Source organism: Glycomyces artemisiae, from assembly GCF_003002955.1.
Classification (GTDB): Bacteria; Actinomycetota; Actinomycetes; order Mycobacteriales; family Micromonosporaceae; genus Glycomyces; species Glycomyces artemisiae.
The window spans coordinates 1-20,610 of the sequence record NZ_PVTJ01000019.1; the positions used below are offsets into that span (position 1 = coordinate 1).

At 70.2% G+C, this 20,610-nt stretch carries 20 protein-coding genes; 8 read left to right on the plus strand and 12 right to left on the minus strand.

All coding sequences use genetic code 11. The features are described from left to right. The first annotated feature begins 583 nt into the window (after window positions 1-583). Complete coding sequence (locus B0I28_RS26630; RefSeq protein WP_106366910.1) at window positions 584-1,009, plus strand: OsmC family peroxiredoxin; 426 nt, start codon at window positions 584-586, stop codon at window positions 1,007-1,009. Window positions 1,010-1,218: 209 nt separating this feature from the next. After that, a complete protein-coding gene (locus B0I28_RS26635) occupies window positions 1,219-2,511 on the plus strand; it encodes a KamA family radical SAM protein (RefSeq protein WP_106366911.1) in 1,293 nt (430 codons plus the stop codon). An 81-nt stretch (window positions 2,512-2,592) separates the two neighbouring features. Here B0I28_RS26635 and B0I28_RS26640 read toward each other — a convergent pair whose 3' ends face one another. Then, window positions 2,593-3,345, minus strand: coding sequence for an NAD(P)H-dependent oxidoreductase (locus tag B0I28_RS26640; protein WP_106366926.1), 753 nt, complete (start codon window positions 3,343-3,345; stop codon window positions 2,593-2,595). A gap of 131 nt (window positions 3,346-3,476) precedes the next feature. Between B0I28_RS26640 and B0I28_RS26645 the strand changes: the two genes are divergently transcribed. Beyond that, on the plus strand, window positions 3,477-4,328 hold the full coding sequence (locus tag B0I28_RS26645; protein ID WP_106366912.1) for a helix-turn-helix transcriptional regulator: 852 nt from the start codon (window positions 3,477-3,479) through the stop codon (window positions 4,326-4,328). Between the two features lie 20 nt (window positions 4,329-4,348). Here B0I28_RS26645 and B0I28_RS26650 read toward each other — a convergent pair whose 3' ends face one another. Genes B0I28_RS26650 through B0I28_RS26660 form a run of 3 tightly spaced genes read right to left on the minus strand, consistent with a single transcriptional unit; the run spans window position 4,349 to window position 6,975 of the window. Next, window positions 4,349-5,218: an NAD(P)-dependent oxidoreductase gene (locus B0I28_RS26650; RefSeq protein WP_106366913.1), complete on the minus strand. Its 870-nt coding sequence runs from the start codon at window positions 5,216-5,218 to the stop codon at window positions 4,349-4,351. A gap of 8 nt (window positions 5,219-5,226) precedes the next feature. Beyond that, the gene (locus B0I28_RS26655) at window positions 5,227-6,096 is read right to left on the minus strand and encodes an NAD(P)-dependent oxidoreductase (protein ID WP_106366914.1); all 870 of its coding nucleotides are present in this window, start codon (window positions 6,094-6,096) and stop codon (window positions 5,227-5,229) included. A gap of 12 nt (window positions 6,097-6,108) precedes the next feature. After that, window positions 6,109-6,975 carry an NAD(P)-dependent oxidoreductase gene (locus B0I28_RS26660; RefSeq protein ID WP_106366915.1) on the minus strand — a complete coding sequence of 289 codons (867 nt, stop codon included), beginning with the start codon at window positions 6,973-6,975 and terminating at the stop codon, window positions 6,109-6,111. 140 nt (window positions 6,976-7,115) lie between these two features. Here B0I28_RS26660 and B0I28_RS26665 point away from each other — a divergent pair, with 140 nt between their 5' ends. Further along, on the plus strand, window positions 7,116-7,454 hold the full coding sequence (locus tag B0I28_RS26665; RefSeq protein WP_425433458.1) for a winged helix-turn-helix transcriptional regulator: 339 nt from the start codon (window positions 7,116-7,118) through the stop codon (window positions 7,452-7,454). Window positions 7,455-7,503: 49 nt separating this feature from the next. On the opposite strand, the gene B0I28_RS26670 is transcribed toward B0I28_RS26665, so the two are convergent. The 4 genes from B0I28_RS26670 to metH form a co-directional block, all read right to left on the minus strand. Beyond that, the gene (locus tag B0I28_RS26670; protein WP_106366916.1) at window positions 7,504-8,034 is read right to left on the minus strand and encodes a DUF2087 domain-containing protein; all 531 of its coding nucleotides are present in this window, start codon (window positions 8,032-8,034) and stop codon (window positions 7,504-7,506) included. A gap of 41 nt (window positions 8,035-8,075) precedes the next feature. After that, the gene (locus B0I28_RS26675; RefSeq protein ID WP_245889119.1) at window positions 8,076-8,744 is read right to left on the minus strand and encodes an HAD family hydrolase; all 669 of its coding nucleotides are present in this window, start codon (window positions 8,742-8,744) and stop codon (window positions 8,076-8,078) included. Window positions 8,745-8,816: 72 nt separating this feature from the next. Next, a complete protein-coding gene (locus tag B0I28_RS26680; protein ID WP_106366918.1) occupies window positions 8,817-9,374 on the minus strand; it encodes a thymidine kinase in 558 nt (185 codons plus the stop codon). 91 nt (window positions 9,375-9,465) lie between these two features. After that, on the minus strand, window positions 9,466-13,008 hold the full coding sequence (metH, locus tag B0I28_RS26685; RefSeq protein WP_245889120.1) for a methionine synthase: 3,543 nt from the start codon (window positions 13,006-13,008) through the stop codon (window positions 9,466-9,468). 102 nt (window positions 13,009-13,110) lie between these two features. On the opposite strand from metH, the gene B0I28_RS27565 reads away from it, so the two are divergent. Continuing rightward, entirely contained in the window at window positions 13,111-13,248 is a 138-nt protein-coding gene (locus B0I28_RS27565; RefSeq protein WP_181245993.1) for a hypothetical protein, read from the plus strand. Between the two features lie 44 nt (window positions 13,249-13,292). Next, window positions 13,293-13,931 carry a pyridoxamine 5'-phosphate oxidase family protein gene (locus B0I28_RS26690; protein WP_106366919.1) on the plus strand — a complete coding sequence of 213 codons (639 nt, stop codon included), beginning with the start codon at window positions 13,293-13,295 and terminating at the stop codon, window positions 13,929-13,931. A gap of 7 nt (window positions 13,932-13,938) precedes the next feature. On the opposite strand, the gene B0I28_RS26695 is transcribed toward B0I28_RS26690, so the two are convergent. The 3 genes from B0I28_RS26695 to mshC all read right to left on the minus strand — a co-directional run bounded on the left by B0I28_RS26695 (window position 13,939) and on the right by mshC (window position 17,859). Beyond that, the gene (locus B0I28_RS26695; protein WP_106366920.1) at window positions 13,939-14,832 is read right to left on the minus strand and encodes a phenylalanine 4-monooxygenase; all 894 of its coding nucleotides are present in this window, start codon (window positions 14,830-14,832) and stop codon (window positions 13,939-13,941) included. A 48-nt stretch (window positions 14,833-14,880) separates the two neighbouring features. Continuing rightward, the gene (locus B0I28_RS26700) at window positions 14,881-16,446 is read right to left on the minus strand and encodes an enoyl-CoA hydratase-related protein (protein ID WP_245889121.1); all 1,566 of its coding nucleotides are present in this window, start codon (window positions 16,444-16,446) and stop codon (window positions 14,881-14,883) included. Window positions 16,447-16,605: 159 nt separating this feature from the next. Further along, on the minus strand, window positions 16,606-17,859 hold the full coding sequence (gene mshC, locus B0I28_RS26705) for a cysteine--1-D-myo-inosityl 2-amino-2-deoxy-alpha-D-glucopyranoside ligase (protein ID WP_106366922.1): 1,254 nt from the start codon (window positions 17,857-17,859) through the stop codon (window positions 16,606-16,608). Between the two features lie 117 nt (window positions 17,860-17,976). Between mshC and B0I28_RS26710 the strand changes: the two genes are divergently transcribed. Next, window positions 17,977-18,951, plus strand: a complete 975-nt coding sequence (locus tag B0I28_RS26710) for an aldo/keto reductase (protein ID WP_106366923.1) — start codon at window positions 17,977-17,979, stop codon at window positions 18,949-18,951. A 36-nt stretch (window positions 18,952-18,987) separates the two neighbouring features. Here B0I28_RS26710 and B0I28_RS26715 read toward each other — a convergent pair whose 3' ends face one another. Continuing rightward, window positions 18,988-19,485 carry a VOC family protein gene (locus tag B0I28_RS26715; protein ID WP_106366924.1) on the minus strand — a complete coding sequence of 166 codons (498 nt, stop codon included), beginning with the start codon at window positions 19,483-19,485 and terminating at the stop codon, window positions 18,988-18,990. A 73-nt stretch (window positions 19,486-19,558) separates the two neighbouring features. Between B0I28_RS26715 and B0I28_RS26720 the strand changes: the two genes are divergently transcribed. Then, entirely contained in the window at window positions 19,559-20,395 is an 837-nt protein-coding gene (locus B0I28_RS26720; RefSeq protein ID WP_106366925.1) for an AraC family transcriptional regulator, read from the plus strand. The last annotated feature ends 215 nt before the right edge of the window (window positions 20,396-20,610 follow it).

A 20,610-nucleotide genomic window follows, 5' to 3' on the forward strand; every position in this document is an offset into this window, starting at 1 on the left:
ACCAAGCAAGTGTCCCAAGGAAAAGACAGTCAAAAACAGTACCAACCAAGCACACCCCGAAACCCAGTTCCGAAGCGACTCAGCCAGCCCACACGCTGACCATCCAAACACCCTGTTGAGTTCTCAAACAACACGCCACAACAAAGACCTCATCCGATTTGGGATTCGTTCTCCGCCGGAGCAACCCGAACAACATTACTAGTCTCGATCTGCGATGTCTAACCGGGGGTGATTGACCCTGGTCACATGCGATTGAGCCTCTATGAAGCCTCAGGTGATCCCCGCGCTGCGATCCGGACCGCGCCTGGCTCTGAGAACCTGTCGCGTGCCTCCGTGATCTCCGGACCGGCTTTCCGGCCGTTCCGTTCCCCCGCGGGCAGAGACAAATATACACACCCCCGAAGGGGCCGAAACCAGGGGGGTCACCTGTCGTTCAACGTTACGCTTGACCAGCGAAGACGGAGGGAACTTCCGCGAACACGACGGTGGGTCGGCATGGGGCGGCCGCCGTCGCGGACCGTCTTCAGACGTCAAGTTCGACTGTTAGCCTGCGAGCGAAGGAACTCCGATCAGAGGAGAAGGCATGTCAGTCACTCGCAACGCACGCACCCGATGGACCGGCGGTCTCCAGGACGGCGGCGGTGTCACCAGCTTCGTGTCGTCCGGCCTGCCGGACACTCCGGTGACCTGGGCGTCGCGCGCGAACGACCCGGAGGGCAAGACCAGCCCCGAGGAGCTCATCGCCGCGGCCCACGCCTCCTGCTACTCCATGGCGCTCTCGGCTGGCCTGGGCAAGGCCGGCTACACGGCGGAGGAGATCGTCACCGAAGCCGGGGTCGACTTCAAGCCCGGCACCGGGATCACCGGCATCGCGCTGACCGTCCGGGCCGTGGTGCCCGGGATCGAGAAGGGCGAGTTCGATGAGATCGCGGCGGCCACCAAGGACGGCTGCCCGGTCAGCCAGGCGCTGAAGGCGGTCCCTATTTCGCTTGAGGCGACTCTGGGTTAGGGTCGTCACAATCAACTGAAAATTTCATATTTCACGCACAGTGTGCGCGAAAGCATCGGGTGCACCATCTGTGGTCGAAAGACCACGGAGCCGACACGGGCGAGAGCCCACGGAGGCCGGGTGAGCGTTGGTTTCGCGCACTTGTTTGTAACTGGGGCCCTGCCGAGCCGCGTTGCAGACCGCTACAACATCAAGAGGAGGGAGTTCTCGTGACTGCTCCTGAAAACGCCGGTAGGCGGTTCACCGCCTACACCATCCGTCATCTCGACGATCTGCTCCAACGAGCGCCGCTGTCGGAGGAGCAGCGGCTTCGCACCAGGGCCGTCGCGTCGGTCCTGCCGTTCAGGACGAACGCGTACGTGGTCGATGAGCTCATCGACTGGGACCGTCCGTTCGAGGACCCGATGTTCCGGCTGGTGTTCCCGCAGGAGGACATGCTCCCGGCGGAGGACGTCGACCACATCGCGGGGCTGCTGAAGGCCGACGCCTCCAAGCAGGAGGTGACGGCCGCGGCCAACGAGGTGCGGTTCAAGCTGAACCCGCATCCGGCGGGGCAGCTCCAGCTCAACATCCCGAAGGCCGGCGAGGAGCCGATTCCGGGGCTCCAGCACAAGTACCGCGAGACGGTGCTGTTCTTCCCGCAGCAGGGCCAGACCTGCCACGCGTACTGCACCTACTGCTTCAGGTGGGCGCAGTTCGTGGGGATCGCCGACCTGAAGATGGCGAACAACGACGTGGAGCAGCTGACCGGCTATGTGCGGGAGCACCCGGAGGTGAGCAGCGTGCTGCTGACCGGCGGGGACCCGATGATCATGGGCGAGCCCGTGCTGCGGCGGTACATCGAGCCGCTGCTTGGCATGGACCACGTCGAATCGATCCGCATCGGGTCGAAGGCGCTCGCGTACTGGCCGCAGCGGTTCGTGTCGGACCCCGACGCGGACGACACGCTGCGGCTGTTCGAGCAGGTCGTGGCGTCGGGGCGGAACCTCGCGTTCATGGCGCACTTCTCGCACTTGAAGGAGCTCGACTCCGACATCGTGCGGGAGGCGGTGCGGCGCATCCGGTCCACGGGTGCGGTGATCCGGACGCAGGCGCCGCTGATCAGGACGATCAACGACGACGCGGACCAGTGGGCGGGGATGTGGAGGACCCAGCACAAGCTGGGGATGATCCCGTACTACATGTTCGTGGAGCGCGATACAGGGCCGAGGGACTACTTCTCGGTGCCGCTGGCGCGGGCGTGGGAGATCTTCCGTGACGCGTTCAGCCAGGTCTCGGGCTTGTGCCGGACCGTGAGAGGCCCGTCGATGTCGGCCACGCCGGGCAAGATCGCGGTCGACGGGATCGTCGAGATCGGCGAGGAGAAGGTGTTCGCACTGCGGATGCTCCAGGCCAGGGACCCCCGGATCGTGGGGATCCCGTTCTACGCGAAGTTCGACGAGAACGCCGTGTGGGTGGACGACCTGAAGCCCGCGTTCGCGGACAAGTTCCCGTTCGAGTAGACCCCGTCCTCATCGGCTGGACGGTCGTCGACCGAACGGGAGGGCCGGAGCGGCTGCCGCCGCTCCGGCCCTTCTTGCCGCTCAGGCGATGTGGAGCGCGAACCCGGTCGTGCCCTCGGGTTCGAGGCCGGGCTTGAGGCGCTTGGCGTCGTCGTAGTCCTCCGCCTGCTTGCGGTAGGCGATCGACTCGGTCTCGTCGAGGGTCTCCAAGCGCGAGCGCAGGAGCTTGGCGGCGTCGGCGTACTCGGCGTCGCCGAAGCGGTGGACCGCGCCGGTGACGACGACCGGGGGCAGGACCTGCATGCCGGCGTAGAACAGGACGCCGTGCTGGAGCGGGAACAGCAGGTCGTCGATGGAGCCGTTGACGCCGCGGTCGGACAGGTGGGACTCGGCGGCGCCGGTGGTGACGACGACCATGGCGCGTTTGCCGGCGAGGACGCCGTCGCCGAAGCGGGGCCAGTCGCGGGAGGTGCCGTAGCCGAAGCCGTTGGTGAAGACGCGGTCGATCCAGCCCTTGAGGATCGCCGGGACGGTGTACCACCAGAGCGGGAACTGGAGGATGACGAGGTCGGCGGCGAGGAGCCTCTCCTGCTCGGCGCGCACGTCGGGGGCGACCTGGCCCTTGTCCCAGGCTTCGCCCGCGGCGGCCATGAAGTGCTCGTTCTCGGTGGGGCCGAAGTCGTCGTAATCGGCGACGGCCTTCCACTGCATGGCGTACAGGTCGGAGACGGTGACGGTGTGGCCGAGGCCCTCCAGGGTGGCGACCGATTCGTCCCGGAGCGCGGCGTTCAGGGACGCGGCGTGCGGGTGGGCGTAGACGATGTGGATCTGCATGGCGACCATGCTGCGGCGGATTCGGAGAGGCTGCCAGACGTCTGTTCGACCTGGGGTCGTTCGACCCTAGGACTGACAGACCTAGGCAGCGGCGGGCGGGCGCGGCGATACTTGCCGCGGAGGTTTGAGTGATGTCATCTGATGCGACCGGGATCCACAAGCTGGAGGACGTCGTCGACCTGGGGAAGTTCCTCCAGGCGAGGCGCGCCAGGGTGAACCCCGACGAGGTCGGGCTCCCGAACGACGCGCGGCGCCGGGTTCCGGGGCTGCGGCGCGAGGAGCTGGCGCTGCTGGCCGGGGTGAGCGTGGACTACTACACGCGCCTGGAGCAGGGCCGGGCGAAGCGCCCGTCGGATCAGGTGCTCGACGCGGTCGCGCGGGCGCTGCGCCTGGACGAGACGACGCGGGCGCACCTGCACCGGCTCGCCGGGAACTCGCGGCGCGACCAGATGCACGAGCGGGCCGGCGTGCGGCCCTCGCTGGAGACGATGCTCGCGGCGATCGACGGCTTCCCGGCGCTCATCTTGAACCACCGGCAGGACGTGCTCGCCTCGAACCGCCTGGCCCGGCTGCTGTACGGCGGGTTCGGGTGGGACCTGGAGGCGGGCCCGAACTTCGTGCGACTGCTGTTCGACGACGACTCGCGGGAGTTCTTCCCCGACTGGCAGGACGTGTGCTCGTACGAGACCGTCGCGCAGCTGCGGAAGATGGCGGCGCTGTTCCCCGAGGACGCCGAGCTGACGGCGCTCATCGGCGAGCTGTCGGTGGCGCACCGGGACTTCGCGGAGATGTGGGCGCGGGCCGAGGTGAAGGACTGCAACATCGGCTGGGTGCGGTTCGAGCACCCGATGGTGGGGCTGATCCAGCTGTACAAGGACCAGTTCCGGGTCGCGGACGGCTCCGGGCAGATGCTGGTGACGCTCACGGCCGCGCCCGGGACCGACGGGTACGAGAAGCTGCAGCTGCTGGGGGCGGGCGGGTAGTCCCCCGCCCGCCCCGGCGGTCACTTGACCGGCAGCTGGTCGATCACGCTGATCCAGTCGGCCCCGCCGCGGCCGGTCGCGGACAGCTCGTCGAGCTGGCGCATGAGCGGCTCCAGGAGCACGGCGCTGACGCCCTGCCCGCGAGCGGCGGTGATGAGCGATCCGATCGCGGCCCTGGTGAACTCGACGTCCTGGCCGCGGGCCGGGTCGAAGTCGCCGCGGTCGATCTCGGCGCCGAAGTGGTCGAGGTGCGGCAGGAGCGCCCCGAGCCAGCCGCGGATCTCCGCGGCGGTGTCGGCCGCGGGGACGCCGACGGTGCGCATCATCGCCGCGGCCTGCATGAACCCCGCGAACATCTGGTACATGGCGGTGAGCAGCGCCATGTCCTTGAGCGAGGCGAGCCCCGCGTCCTCCCCTTCGTAGTCGGCGGCGCCGAGGACCTCCAGGACCGCGCGGGCGCCGTCGTAGGCGGCGCGGTCGCCGGAGTAGAGGAGCCGCGAGACCGGGGTCCCGATCATGTCGGGGGTCGCCATGATGGCGCCGTCGAGGTAGGTGAGGCCGTGCTCGGCGGCCCAGGCGGCGGTGGCGCGGGCCTGGTCGGGCGTGGTCGTGGTCAGGTTGACCACGGTGCGGCCCTTCAGGTCGGCGGCGAGCGGGTCCAGGTGCTCGCGGACGCTCGCGTCGTCGAACAGGACCACGAGGACCGTGTCGGCGGCGGCGACGGCTTCGGCGGCGGTGGCCGCGGCGCGGGAGCCCGCTGCGGCGTGCGGCGCGGTCCTGGCGGCGGTGCGGTTCCACACGACGGTGGCGTACCCGGTGTCGCGCAGGCGCTCGGTGATCGCGGAGCCCATGGCCCCGAGCCCGAGGACGGCGACGGTCTGGTTCGGCATTTGCTTCCCTACCTTGGAATCGTGAGTCGGTCGATGATGCGGGGCCAGTCGTCGCCGCCGTGTCCGGCCGCGGAGAGCTCTGCAAGGAGCCGCTCGTGCGGTTCCAGGAGCGCGGCGCTGACGCCCTGCTCGCGGCTGGCGGTGATGATCGAGGCCAGGCCGCGGCGGTCGAAGTCGACGCTCTGGCCGCCGGTGTCGTAGGCGCCGCCGTCGACGATCGCGGCCACGGCCTTGCCGTGCGGGAGCATCGCGGTGAGCCACGCCTCCACCTCCCCCGCGGTGTCGGCCGCGGGGACGCCGACCGTGCGCATCATGGCGACGGCCTGGAGCTGGCCGAGCAGCATCAGGTCCATGGCCGCGAGGAGGGCCATGTCCTTGAGTGAAGCGACTCCTGCGTCGGTGCCGGTGAACTCGGCGGCGCCGAGGACTGCCAGCGCGGGTTCGGCGATGGCGTAGGCGTTCTCGTCGCCGGAGTAGAGGAGGCGGGCCTCGGGGGTGCCGATCATGGACGGGACGGCCATGATCGCGCCGTCGAGGTAGGCGATGCCGTGGGCGGCGGCCCAGGCGGCGGTGTCGCGGGCTTCGCCCGGGGTGGTCGTGGTCAGGTTGACGACGACTTTGCCGCGGAGGTGCGGTGCGGCGGGTTCGAGGTGTTCGCGGACGCTGGCGTGGTCGAGGAGGACGGTGATGACGATGTCGCCCGCGTCGGCGGCGTCGGGGACGGTGGCGGCGGCGCGGGAGCCCGCTGCGGTATGCGGGAGGGTTCTCGCGGCGGTGCGGTTCCAGACGGTGGTGGTGTATCCGGTGTCGCGGAGTCTGGCGGCGATGGCGGAGCCCATGGCGCCGAGGCCGAGGATGGTGAGGTTGCCGGTGGGCACGGGTGGTCCTTTCTAGTGGTCGCCGCGGAAGAGGCGGTAGACGGGGACGACGGTGCCGGTCTGTTCGCTGGCGTCGAGGGCGCGCTGGTAGTAGTCCTGGATGGTGCGGGTGAGGGCGGCGTCGACGCCGGCGTCTTCGCTGGCGTCGATGACGTGCTGGGCGCCGGCGTGCATCATCTTGAGGCTGGCGAGGTCGCCCCAGCCGCCCTGCTTGGCGGCCTGGGCGAAGTAGAGGGAGAAGTCGCGCTGGCTGCCGGCGTCGTCCTTGGAGAGTTCGAGGAAGGTGTCGATGTCGCCGCCGGAGCGCTCGATCATGGCGAAGGCCTGCTGGAGCGAGATGAGGTAGGCGTGGAACATGGCGAGTCCGGCCTGGTAGTAGAGCTGGGCGAGGCCGTAGTCGGCGCCGAGGTGGACGCTCTTGCAGAGGTGGTCGAGGAGGGGTTTGAGCTCGGTGTAGAGGTCGGCGGGGCCGCTGGTGTAGAGGGTGGATGCGGGGTGGGCGATGTCGTCGCTCTGGGTCATGTAGGCGCCGGTGAGGAAGCGGGCGCCGCGGTCGAGGACCCAGCTCGCGCCTTTGGCGGTGTTGGCGGGCGAGTCGGAGGAGAGGTTGAGGACGGTCTTGCCGGTGAGGTCGCCCGCTTGTTCGAGGACGCCGTACATGGCCTCGTAGTGGATGAGGGAGAGCAGGATCGTGTCGCTGGCGGCGACGGCTTCGGCGACGGTGGCGGCGGGCTTGGCGCCGAGTTCGGCGAGGGCGTCGGTCTTGCCGGGGGTGCGGTTCCAGACGGTGACGTCGACGCCTGCGGCGAGGAGGAGGCGGACGGTGGCGCGCCCCATCGGGCCGAGGCCGAGGACGGTGGCGGACTTGATGGCAGACATGTTGTGCCCCTTGGTAAGTGGCGGTTCCCTGTGCGTGTTGACGGGTTCCATGGTCGGTCGTGCCGGGTAGGCTCGGCAAGACCGCACTTCCAGGTGGGGTTGCTTACGTCGAGGTGAGAAATACGGTCGGGAGGCGTGCTGTGGAGACGATGGGTGACGTAGATCAAACCTGCGGGATGTCGCTCGCGATCGACGTGGTGGGCGGCAAGTGGAAGATGCACCTCATGTGGGTGCTCGCGGAGGGGCCGGTGCGGTTCGGGCAGATCCGGCGGAAGCTCGACGGGGTGAGCGAGAAGGTCCTCGCGGAGAACCTGCGGCAGCTGGAGGCGAGCGGGGTGGTGCACCGGGAGCTGTACGCGGAGGTGCCGCCGCGGGTGGAGTATTCGCTGACGCCGCTGGGCGAGTCGCTGAGCGTGGCGCTGAAGCCGCTGGAGGACTGGGGCGAGGAGCACCGCGAGGTGCTGTCGTCGCGGCGGTGAGGTGGTTTCGGTTGCGGCCGCGGGGGTTTGCCCCGCGGCCGCTGTCGTGTCAGTCGAGGGGCGGGGCTTCGCGGCGGCGGTATTCGCGGCCGCCGAGGGTGCGTTCGAGGAGGAGTTCGTCGACGAGTTCGCGGCGCAGGGTGAGCGGGTCGTCGTGGACCGCGGCGAGTGCGTCGGTGATCTCGGCCTGCGTGTAGACGCGGTCGAAGGCGAAGAGCCGGTCGGCGAGGTCGCGCAGGACGGCGACGCGGGTGGCGCGGCGGGTGGGGATGACGGTGAGGCGTCCGGCCGTGTACAGGTGGGCGACACCGGGGTCGGTGCCTTCGGGGGCGTCGGGGACGGTGGAGCGGGCGGCGGCCGCGGCTTGGCGGAAGGCGGTCGGGTCGGCGCGGAGGCCGTCGTCGCCGGAGGTCACGAGTCCGGCGCGGACGAGGCGCGGGAGGGCCCGGTCGGCGTCGGGGTGGTGCTCGCGCAGGTCCGCGAGGGCGGTGCCGGTGTCGCCTGCGAGGACGATCGCGGCGAAGACGCGGAGGCGGGCGGGGTCGGCGAGGGCCTTCACGATCTCGTGGCTCGGTTCCATGGGCCCACGATGGTCGGGATCGCCCAGGGCGTCAAGGCGGTTTAGGCGGCGGCGATGGCGCGGAGCGTGGCGAGGGTGACGCCGTCGAGGGTGGCGAGGCGGTGGGCCGGGATCGACTCGGGGAGGGCGACTTCGCTGGGGACGGTGAAGGTGACGGCGCCCGCGGCGAGCGCGGACTCGCTGCCGGACGGGGAGTCCTCGATGGCGAAGCTGCGGGCGGGGTCGACGCCGAGTTTCGCGGCGGCGGTGGCGTAGGGCTCGGGGTCGGGTTTGCGGGCCTGGACCTCGTCGCCGCAGATGATGACGTCGAAGTTCTCGGCGCCGAGGGTGCCGAGGAGGACTTCGGTGAGTTCGCGGGCGGTGGAGGTGACGAGCGCGGTGGGGATGCCGGCGGCGCGGACCTCGTGCAGGAGCTCCTGGGCGCCGGGCTTCCAGGCGGCGCCGATGGCGAAGAGGGTCTTCATGCGCTCGCGCAGCCACTGGACGTGCTCGGGGAAGTCCTCGACTGGGAGGCCGAGGTCTTCGAGGAGGAAGATGACCGAGGCGTCCTCGTTGGTGCCGACCATGCGGTCGCGCACTTCGGGGCGCAGGATGCCGCCGAGGACGACCGCGAGTTCTTCGAGGGCGACGTCCCAGAGGCGTTCGGAGTCGAGGAGCGTGCCGTCCATGTCGAAGAAGACGGCCTGCGGGAGCTCTGGAACCTCAGTCACGCCTAGAACGGTATCGGGGGCGCGGGTGCGATCGGCCGTTTCGCCCGTTCCGGGCGAGCAGGCTCACAGGCGTCACGCGAGTCCGGCGCGGTGGTGGCGGCGGCACAGGACGGTGTAGGAGTCCATGTCGCCGACTTCGACGAGGTCGCCGGAGAAGACCATGACGCCGTCGCGGGTGCGGGCGTTGTGGGTGCCGCGCTCGCCGCACCAGCAGTTGACGCGGACCGGGAGCTCCTCGACGCGGTCGGCGAGCTCGATGAGCCGCTGGGAGGCGGGGAAGAGGCGGCCGAGGAAGTCGGTCTTGAGGCCGAAGGCGTACACGTCGAGGCCGAGGCCGTCGACGGCGTCGGCGAGGTGGTTGATCTGCTTGGGGGCTTCGAGGAACTGGACCTCGTCGACGATGACGTACGGGGGCCGGAGCGCGGCGAGGTCGTCGTAGACGTCGAATCCCGGTTTCACTTCGCGCGCTTCGTGGTTGAGGCCGATGCGGCTGGAGACGACGCCTTCGCCGCCGCGGTCCATGGAGGTGTAGACGACGCCCTCGCCGCCGAGGGAGTGGTGGTACTGGAGGGCGAGGGTGGACTTCCCGGCGTCCATGACGCCGAGGTAGGCGACGAGTTCGTGCGACATGGCCCCTATGGTGCCGGGCGCGGGGCGCGGGCGTGAACGCGGTTCCCGGGTCGGTGCCCGGCGCCGCACGGACGCCGGGCACTCACCGGGGTCATTTGGCGTTGAAGTAGCTCGCCTCGGGGTGGTGGAGGACGATCGCGTCGGTCGACTGCTCCGGGTGGAGCTGGTCCCCTTCGGACAGTTCGACGCCGATGCGGTCGGCGCCGAGGAGCTCCACGAGGGTCGCGCGGTCGGCCAGCTCCGGGCAGGCAGGGTAGCCGAAGGAGTAGCGGCAGCCGCGGAAGTCGACGTCGAGGATGCCCTTGAGGTCGGCGGGGTCGGCGTCGGCGACGGTGCCGCCGCCGGGCAGGACCCATTCGCGGCGCATGCGGCGGTGCCAGTACTCGGCGAGCGACTCGGTGAGCTGCACGGTGAGGCCGTGCACTTCGAGGTAGTCGCGGTAGGCGTTGGCCTGGAACAGCTCGTTGGTGTACTCGGAGACCTTGGAGCCCAAGGTGACCAGCTGCATGCCGAGGACGTCGAGCTGCTCGCCGTCCTTGGCGCGGAAGAAGTCCGCGAGGCACAGGCGGCGCCCCTGGCGCTGGCGCGGGAACGTGAAGCGGGCGCGCTCGGCGTGGCCGTTCTCGTCGAGGACGACGAGCGTGTTCCCTTCGGCGTAGGCCGGGAAGTACGCGTAGGCGACCTTCGCTTCGAGGACGTTGTCGGTGGCGAGCCGGTCGAGCCAGTAGCGCAGGCGCGGGCGGCCCTCGGTCTCCACGAGCTCCTCGTAGGAGGGGCCGTCGGCGCCGCGGCCGGGCTTGAGGCCCCACTGGCCGAGGAAGGTCGCGCGCTCGTCGAGGAGCGCGGCGTACTCGGAGGTCTGGATGCCCTTGAGGACGCGGGAGCCGAAGAACGGCGGCACCGGGATGTCGACGTCGGTGGCGACATCGGAGCGCACCGACGTGTCGTTCAGGTCCGGGAGCGTGTCGGCGACCATCGTGGCCTGCTTGGCGCGGCGCTCGCGGCGCAGGGCGATCTTCGCCTCCTTCTCCGGATCGACCAGGGGCGTGCCGGTGCGGCGGGCGTTCATGACCTTGTTCATGAGGTCGAGGCCCTCGAAGGCGTCGCGCGCGTAGTGGACCTGGCCGCCTTCGAACATCTCGCGGAGGTCGTCCTCGACGTACGCGCGGGTGAGCGCGGCGCCGCCGAGGAGGACCGGCCACCTCGTGTGCATCGAGCGGGCCATCATCTCGGCGAGGTTGTCCTTCATGATGACCGTCGACTTGACGAGGAGGCCGCTCATGCCGATGACGTCGGCCTTGTGCTCCTCGGCGGCGTCGAGGATCGCGTTGATGGGCTGCTTGATGCCGAGGTTGACGACGGTGTAGCCGTTGTTGGACAGGATGATGTCGACGAGGTTCTTGCCGATGTCGTGGACGTCGCCGCGGACGGTGGCGAGGACGATGGTGCCCTTGTCGGTGGAGTCGGCCTTGTCCATGTGGGGTTCGAGGTGGGCGACGGCGAACTTCATGGCCTCGGCGGACTGGAGGACGAACGGGAGCTGCATCTGGCCGGATCCGAAGCGGTCGCCGACGACCTTCATGCCTTCGAGGAGGTGGTCGTTGATGATGTCGAGGGGCCGCTTGCCCGCGGCGAGGGCCTCGTCGAGGTCGGCGTCCATGCCGTTCTTGTCGCCGTCGATGATGCGCTGGGCGAGGCGCTCGCCGAGCGGGAGGGCGGCGAGGGCCTCGGCGCGGGCCTCCTTGGACCCGGCGAGGCTGACGCCGTCGAAGATCTCGATGAGCTTCTGGAGCGGGTCGTAGTCCTCGGTGCGGCGGTCGTAGACCATGTCGAGGGCGACCTGCTTCTGCTCCTCGGGGATCGAGGCCATGGGCAGGATCTTGGAGGCGTGGACGATCGCGCTGGTGAGGCCCGCTTCGACGCATTCGTTGAGGAACACGGAGTTGAGGACCTGGCGCGCGGCGGGGTTGAGGCCGAAGGAGATGTTGGAGATGCCGAGCGTGAAGTTGACGCCGGGGTAGCGGCGGGCGATCTCGCGGATGGCCTCGATGGTCTCGATGCCGTCGCGGCGGGTCTCCTCCTGGCCGGTGGAGATGGGGAAGGTGAGGGCGTCGACGAAGATGTCCTCGATGTTCAGGCCCCAGGTGCCGGTGAGGTCGTCGATGAGGCGGGCGGCGACGCGCACCTTCCAGTCGCGGTCGCGGGCCTGGCCGTCCTCGTCGATGCAGAGGGCGACGACGCCCGCGCCGTGCTCGGCGACGAGGGGCATCATGCGCTGGTAGCGGGAGGTCGGGCCGTCGCCGTCCTCGAAGTTGACGGAGTTGACGACGCACTTGCCGCCGAGGGCTTCGAGCCCGGCTTCGACCACGTTCGGCTCGGTGGAGTCGAGCATGATCGGGAGCGTGGAGGCGGTGGCGAAGCGGGAGGCGAGGACCTTCATGTCCTCGGCGCCGTCGCGGCCGACGTAGTCGACGCACAGGTCGAGGAGGTGGGAGCCGCCGCCGGCCTGCTCGCGGGCGATCTCGACGCAGCGGTCGAAGTCGGCGGCGAGCATGGCGTCGCGGAAGGCCTTGGAGCCGTTGGCGTTGGTGCGCTCGCCGACGTTGAGGATCGAGGCGTCCTGGCGGAACGGCACGTGGTGGTAGGAGGAGGAGACGCCCGGTTCGAGGACGGGCGTGCGGTCCTTGGGCTTGACGAGGTCCTCGGGGGCGCCGCCGAGGCGCGCGCGCACGGCGCGGATGTGGTCGGGGGTGGTGCCGCAGCAGCCGCCGACGAGGCTGACGCCGAAGTTCGTGACGAACTCCTCGTGGGCGTCGGCGAGCTCGTCGGGGGTGAGCGGGTAGACCGCGCCGTTGGGGCCGAGCACGGGCAGGCCGGCGTTGGGCATGACCGAGATCGGGACTGGCGAGTGGCGGGAGAGGTAGCGGATGCTCTCGCTCATCTCGTCGGGGCCGGTGGCGCAGTTGAGGCCGATGAGGTCGATGCCGAGGGCGGTGAGGCTGGTGAGGGCCGCGCCGATCTCGCCGCCGACGAGCATCGTGCCGGTGGTCTCGACGGTGACCTGGGCGATGATCGGCACGCTGGTGCCGAGCTTCGCGTTGGCGCGCTTGGCGCCGATGACGGCTGCCTTGGCCTGGAGGAGGTCCTGGGCGGTCTCGACCAGGAGCGCGTCGGCGCCGCCTTCGATGAGGCCGAGGGAGCACTCCTCGTAGTGGTCGCGCAGGAGCGCGAACGGTGCGTGGCCGAGGGTGGGCAGGCGGGTGCCGCCGCCCATCGAGCCGAGGACGAAGCGCGGCCATGCGGGGGTGGCGTACTCGTCGGCCTTCCGGCGGGCGAGCGAGGCGGCGGCGCGGGCGATCTCGCGCGCGCGGTCCTCGATGCCGTACTCGACGAGGCCGCCGTAGTTGGCGTTGAAGCTGTTGGTCTCGACGCAGTCGGCTCCGGCCGCCAGATAGGCGTCGTGGATGCCGAGGACGATGTCGGGCCTGGTCAGCGACAGGATGTCGGAGAGGCCCTCGTGGCCGTCGTAGTCCTCCATCGTCGGGTCGAAGGTCTGGAGCATCGTGCCCATGCCCCCGTCGGCGATGACGACGCGGCGCTTCAGGGTTTCGAGGAAAAGGCTCTGCTCAGACACGGGGTCAAGGGTACTTGCGCGTGCCGACAAGTGGGAAGCCGGTTTCACAGGTTGGGCACCGGGCACGGCGAAGATCACACTCGGACAAATAGGATTCGCAGTATGGATCTCCTCCTCATCGTCTTCATACTGCTCGGGCTCTACCCCCTCTACTGGGTGGTCCGCACGGGGGTTCGCGACGGGATCGCCGACGCGGACGAGCGGCGGCGCGAAAACGGAGGTGGCCCCGAGGACGGCTGAGACGTAGCATCGGGTCGTAATGGCACCCACGCGAAGGGAACCAGATGGACACCGCCAACACTCGCCTGTGGACCGAAGTGACCGACCCCGAGAAGCTCCGGGAGATCGTCGGGGAGGTCAAACCCCAAGCGGCGCAGAAGGAGCGGACGAAGCTCCATGAGCGGGACCGGGAGTGGCTGGCGGTGTCGCCGTACGTGGTCGTGGCGACCTCGGACGCCGAGGGCAACTGCGACGCCTCCCCGAAGGGCGACCCGGCCGGAAAGCTCGTGCACGTGCTCGACGACGGCACGGTCGCCATCCCCGAGCGCAAGGGCAACCACCGCGTCGACGGCTACCACAACGTGCTCGCCAACCCCCACGTCGGCCTGCTGTCGCTGATCCCGGGCCGCCGGGAGACGCTGCGGATCAACGGGCGCGCCCGCGTCGTGTCGGACGCGCCCTTCTTCGAGGACATGGTCGTCAAGGGCCACAAGCCGGTCCTGGCGCTCGTGGTCGAGATCGAGACGATCTTCTTCCACTGCGGCAAGGCGTCGATGCGGTCGGGCATCTGGAAGCCCGAGACGTGGACGCCCGACGCCCTGCCGAGCCACGCGCAGATGGTCAAGGAGACGCAGACGGTCGACAAGACCCTCGAAGAGCTCGTCGAGTACTACGGCGAGACCTACGCGAAGCAGCTGTACTAGTCCCCCGCTACGCCTTCCCCGCGTCGGCCTTGAGGCGCTCGATCATGTCGTCGTCACAGGTCTCCCAGAACTCGCCGACGACGTCCTCCAGGCGGTCCATCGACCCCGCGTCGAACAGCTTGTCCTGGTAGTGGGTGATGTCGTAGTCGATGGTGCCCATGGTGACCAGGTCGAGCGGCAGGATCGTCATGTCCCGGAACTCGTCGATCTCCCCGTACGAGGAGAGGATGCCCGCGCCGTACGCCTTGAGGCCGTCGGCCTCGCTGATGACCCCGAACTCCAGGGTGAACCAGAAGACGCGCGAGACGAATTCGAGGGCCTCCTCGGAGTGGACGCGGCGGGCGGCGTCCCCGGCGGCGCGGTACAGCGCGGCGAAGCGGGGCGCGGCGAGGGCGTTGGCGTGGCCGATGACCTCGTGGATGACGTCCGGTTCGGGCGTGTACAGCGGGACCGAGTGGTGCCGGATGTACTGGGTGGCGTGGAACTTCCCGTCGGCGAGCACCCCGTAGAACTCGCGCAGGGGCACCAGCCCCGCGGCGGGCAGGTAGCTGAACCCGGTCAGCGGCTCAAGGAGCTCGGAGACCTGGTGGAGCTGCGGGATGTGGTCGGCGGGGAGCTTGAGGCGCTCGGCGCCGTCGAGGTAGTCGTGTGCGGCCAGTTCCTGGTGCTTGACGGCCAGTTCCGCACTGACCAGCCGCCATATCTCGTGTTCGGCATCGGTGTAGGAGACCGTCGGCATGGGTAGGCCGGGGCTCCAGTCCAATGCGAGTGCCGCGATGGCGTTGCGCCGTTCGCGGTAGTCGGCGTCCGCGAAGCCCGGGTGGGTCTCACCCAGCTCCACGACGACCGTGCCGTCGGCGTCGGTGTTGACCGGCGCGAAGTACTGTCCTTCTTCGAACATGCCTCCAGTCCACCAGGTGGGACGCGGCCTGTCAACGCACTCCTGATATCAAGCGAAACGCAGTTTCGCGGGCGTCTCCGCGGGGGCCGATTTGCCCAGGAAGGCGCGCCGTTTCGCGTGGAATCCGTGCCGGTCGTCGAACATGTCGCGGGCCATCTCGGCCAGCTCAATGGTCCGGTAGTACGACAGCGGCTTGGACTCGGCGCGGCGGCGGGACTTCGCGGCGAACATGCGCCCGCGCGTGACCGGGTCGTTGTAGCCGAGCGCGACGGCCCGCAGCCAGCGCCCGAACTCGTCCCAGTCGCGGGGCCCGACGGCGCCGATGAGGCCGATCCGCTGGGCCTCGGTCGCCGAGATCGGGAGCTTGTCGCCGAGGAGGCGCGAGGCGACGGTGTCGCCGACGCGGTCGGCGACCGACCAGGTGTGCAGCTCGGAGCCGAAGATCCCCATGTCGTAGTAGGGGTTGAGGACGACGCCGTCGCGGGCGACGGTGACGTCGGCGCACAGCCCGGTCATGACGCCGCCCGCGCCCGCGCTGGCGGTGAACGCGGCGACGGTGAGCTGGTCTGCGGCGGCGATGGCCGTGCAGAGGTCGTCGATGGCGTTGATGTTGGCCCAGGCTTCGGCGGCGGGGTCTGGGGCGGCGTCGATGACGCCGAGGTGGATGCCGTTGGAGAAGGCGTGCTCGGTGCCGGTGAGGACGAGGATGCGGGTGTCCTCGGCGAGGGCCTTCTCGACCGCCTGGGTGAGGCGGCGGCACTGCTCGGTGTGCATGGCGCCGTTGTAGGAGCGGATCTGGAGGTAGCCGATGTCGCCCTCGCGGCGGTAGGCGGTCTCGGCGATGGCTGCGGGCGCGGCCCGGAACGGGGCGTCCTTGGGGTCGACGACCATCGCGGCCGGGAGTTTCGGGCCGCGGCGGCGGTCGAGGGTGGCGGCGTAGCCGACCCAGAGGGTGCCGCGGCCGGTGGCGAACGCCAGGGCCTCGGCGTCGCGGCCGACGATCGTGCCGGGTTCGGCGCCCGAGTGCTCGTCGGTGGCGGCGGCGTCGAAGAGGCAGTAGGTCTGGCCGTTGAGCTCGACGGGCGCGCCGGGGGCGCCGTCGGCGGCGGCGATGCGGCGGGCGAGGTCGGCGGCGGGGGCGCGCCAGTCGAGGGCGAACGCGGGGCGGCGCAGGAGCGGGAGCTCGCCGGTGCCGGGGACCGCGCGCGGGTGCTCGTCGGCGGGCTTGGGCCGGTCGCCGGCGGCGACCTTGCGGACGACGGCGGCGACGCAGTCCATGGCGGCGTCGGCGACGCGGCTGTTGTACAGCGCGGACTTGGTGATGCCCTCGGGGACGTCGAACGTGAAGGAGGCCCAGACCGGTCCCGCGTCCATCTCCTCGACCGCCGACAGGGCCGTGACGCCCCAGCGGGGGCTGCGGCCCAGGAGGGCGTGGTCGAGGGACGAGGGGCCGCGGTCGCCCACGGGCCCGGGGTGGACGATGACCGTGGTCCACCGCCGCCACACGTCCTCGGGCACGCGGTGCTTGAGGAACGGGCAGAGGATGAGGTCCGGGTCGATCCGCTCCACCGCGGCGGTCATGGACTCGGGGGTGTGCGCCGGCGCGAGTTCCACGCCGACGTCGTGCCCCTGTTCCCGCAGGGTGCACCACACGCGCTGAGTGAGACCGTTGAAAGCGGACGCAAGCAGCAGGATCTTCAATTCGACTCCAGGAGGATGGGGAGTCGGCCACGCTCAGTCATCAAGCGTACCGATACTCGGCATTTCGCACAATCAGCGCGTGCAGTCTATGCCGAGGATTCCTCCGATCGTGTCGCGGGCGAGCCCGGCCGCGGAGGGGTCGTCCCCACCTGCGGAGAGGGTCTGCTCGGCCCACGCGTCGACCGCCGCGAGCGCCCCCGGGGTGTCGAGGTCGTCGGCGATCCGCTCGCGCACGGCGGTGAGCATCGCCCCGGCCGGGACGGCCAGTTCGCGGGAGGCGGCCTCGCGCCAGCGGCCCAGGCGCAGCTCGGCCTCGGCGAGGACGGGCGCGCTCCACTGGCGGTCGGCGCGGTAGTGCTGGGACATGAGGGCGAGGCGCACCGCGGCCGGGTCGACGCCTTCGGCGCGGAGCTTGGAGACGAACACGAGGTTCCCCAGCGACTTCGACATCTTCTCGCCGTCGAGGCCGATCATGCCGGTGTGGGCGTAGATGTTCGCGAACGGCAGCCGCCCGGTGAGGGACTCGGCGTGCGCCGCGGAGAACTCGTGGTGCGGGTAGATCAAGTCGTTGCCGCCGCCCTGGACGTCGATCTGCTCGCCGAGGTAGTCGAGGGCGATGCAGGCGCATTCGATGTGCCAGCCGGGGCGGCCGGGACCGACCTCGGTGTCCCACGAGGGCTCGCCGTCGCGGGGGGCATTCCACAGCTTCGGGTCGAGCGGGTGGCGCTTGCCCTCGCGGTCGGGGTCGCCGCCGCGCTCGCGCGCGTAGCGGAGCATCGTCTCGGTGTCGTAGCGGGAGACCGACGCCGCCTCCGGGAAGCGCTCCGTGTACGCGGCGACCGAGTAGTAGACGTCGCCGGAGTCGTGGCGGTAGGCCGCGCCGGTCGCGAGGAGCTGCGCGACGGCCTTGCCGACCGAGGGGATGGACTCGACGGCGCCGATGAAGTGGCGCGGCGGGACGATCTTGAGGGCCTCCATGTCCTCGCGGTAGAGCGCGGTCTCGCGCAGGCCCAGGACCTGCCAGTCGGTGCCGTCGCGGTCGGCGCGCTCGAACAGCGGCTCGTCGACGTCGGTCACGTTCTGCGCGTAGTGCACGTCCAGGCCCTGGTCGAGCCAGTACCGGTGCACCAGGTCGAACGCGATCATCGTGGCCGCGTGCCCCAGGTGCGTCGCGTCGTAGGGCGTGATGCCGCACACGTACATGCTGGCGCGCTCGGCGTCGGGCGCGACCGTCTCGCGCGGGCCCGCGGTCGCGGTGTCGTGCAGGCGCAGGGCGGGGCCGTGGCCGGGCAGGGCGGGTACGTGCGGTGCGGTCCAGGATTCCATGCCCGCGATCCTATTTCGGAAACCGGCCGACCGGCCAGCGCGCGGGCGGATCGGGCCGTTCCCTCAAGCGCACCTGAGGCTTTCCCGCGATTGCCGTTCAATGTAACTTGTGAAGCCATGGAACGCCGACCACTTGGACGCAGCGGCATCGAGGTCTCCTCCCTCGGCCTGGGGACCATGACGTGGACCACCGATGAAGCGGGCCTTGAGGATGCGGCCGCGCAGCTCCAGACGTTCGTGGAGGCCGGGGGCACGCTCGTGGACACTGCGGACGTGTTCGGGCAGGGCATGGCCGAGGCGGCGATCGGGCAGCTGATCGGGAAGATCGTCGCGCGTTCGGAGCTGCACATCGCGACGAAGGCGGGCGTGCGAACGGACGGGGCGCCGCGCAAGCGCGACACTTCGCGCGGGTGGCTCATGCGGTCGCTGGAGGGGTCGCTGCGGCGGCTGGGGACCGATTACATCGATTTGTGGATCCTGCACGTGTACGACCCGGACACGCCGCTTGAGGAGACGATGTCGGTCCTGGATGCGGCCGTGTCGAGCGGGAAGGTCCGGTACGTGGGCCTGTCGAACCACACGGGCTGGCAGACGGCGCGGGCGTACGCGTGGCAGGCGGCGTGGCCGGGGCGGACCCCGGTCGTGGCGAGCCAGGTGGAGTACTCGCTGCTCCAGCGCGGGGTCGAGCGGGAGGTGCTGCCCGCGTGCCTGGCGATGGAGCTGGGGGTGCTGGCGTGGTCGCCGCTGGGGCGGGGCGTGCTGACGGGCAAGTACCGGTTCGGGCGGCCCGCGGACTCGCGGGCGGCATCGGCGCAGTGGTCGCGGTTCGCGGGGGCGTACCTGGACGAGCGGTCGGCGGGGATCGTGGAGGCGTGCGCGACGGCGGCCGAGGGGCTCGGGGTGAGTCCTCTGGAGGTGGCGCTGGCGTGGGTGCGGGATCAGCCGGGCGTGGCCTCGGCGATCGTGGGCGCGCGGAACGCGACGCAGCTGCGGGCGTCGCTGGCGGCGGAGCAGCTGTTCCTGCCGCCGGAGATCCGCCTGGCGCTCGACGACGTGTCGGCCCCGACCGTGGGGTACCCCGAGAGCTATTGAGCCGCAGGCGGACTCGCCGCCTGCGGCCCGGGTGGGCTATTCCTGGCTGCCCATGGAGGCGATCCACTCGTTCACGCGGCGCTCGCCTTCCTCGCGGGAGACGTCCTCGACGCGGGTCATGATCGACCAGCGACGCCCGAACGGGTCGGCGATGGAGGCGAACCGGTCGCCGGTGAGGAACACGGCGGGCTCCTCGCGGACCGTGGCGCCGGCCTCGACGGCCTTCGCGAACACGGCGTCGCAGTCCTCGACGTAGAGGACCAGCGACGCGGTGATGTTCTCGGGGTCGGGCTCGGCCATGCCGAACGCCGGGTTGACGTCGCCGAGCTGGACGATCGAGTTCCCGATCTGGATCTCGCAGTGCGCGACGGTGCCGTCGGGCATGTCGTTGCGGGACAGGACCCGCGCGCCGAAGACCTGCTCGTAGAACTCGATGGCCTTCGCGCCGTCCTTGACGACGATGAACGGCGTGACCGAGTGGTAGCCCTCGGGGATCGGATTCACGTTGGCGTCGTTCGAAGATTCAGTACTCATGTCCCCTAGTCTCGTCGGGCGGCGTGGCCTGCGCTTGTAAAAAAGCGACGGACCCCGGCGCTATCTTCGGGGCATGCACGGACCGACGGCGAGCGACAAGGGCATTCTGCGGCCGCAGGAGGCGGCGCGGCACATCGACCTGCGGCGGTACCCGGTGACGGGGCCGCTGGGGCGGTATGTGGAGCGGTTCTGGGCGGTCCACTGGGACCTGCCCGAGGGGTCCTCGTACGAGTCGGTGGTGGTCCCCCACCCGTGCGTGAACCTGAGCTTCATGCCGGTGCTCGGCGCGGAGGTCCACGGGCCGGGGCTGGCCGTGTCCCGGCATCCGCTCACCGGCCGCGGCCGGGTGTTCGGGGCGAAGTTCCGACCCGGCGGGTTCACGGCGTTCACGGGGATCGAGGCCGCGGCGGTCGCCGACTGGGTCGCGGGCGCGGGCACGGTCTTCGGACCGGAGGTCGACGAGCTGAACGCGGTCGTCATGAGCGGGGGCGACGAGGCGGCCGTCGGAGTCGTCACCCGGTTCCTGGCCGCGCGGATGCCCGAGCGGGTCGACGAGCGCTACGCGGAGCTGCTGCGGATCGTCACGGCCATGCTGGAGGACCGCGGCATCACCAGGGTGGACCAGGCGGCGTCGCGGTTCTTCATGACGCAGAAGGCGCTCCAGCGGCTGTTCCAGGCGTACATCGGGCTCGGCCCGAAGGCGCTCATCTGCCGGTACCGCATCCACGACGCGGCCGACCGGCTCGCCGTCGACCCGGACGTGGACCTGGCGCGCCTCGCCGCGCAGCTCGGCTGGTCGGACCAGGCCCACTTCACCCACGACTTCAAGGACCTCATCGGGTTCCCGCCCGCCGAGTACGCCGCGCAGTGCGCCTCGGCCGGGCGGGAGCTCGTCATGGCGCACCGCTGACCACTTGAGGGATCTTGTCCATCCCTTGCCGGATTGCGCTGAACGGCACTGATGTTCGTCTTGCGGGTGGGGTGGGGGTTGGGGTTCGTGCGGGCGGCGACGAGAGGGTGGACGGTGGGCCGGGGTGCGCGGGTTGCCTTGGGGCCGTGGGGGTCCGGGGAGGAACGTGAGGATGTTCCCCACCTGTGGGTGATGACAGTGGCACCTGGTGCGAG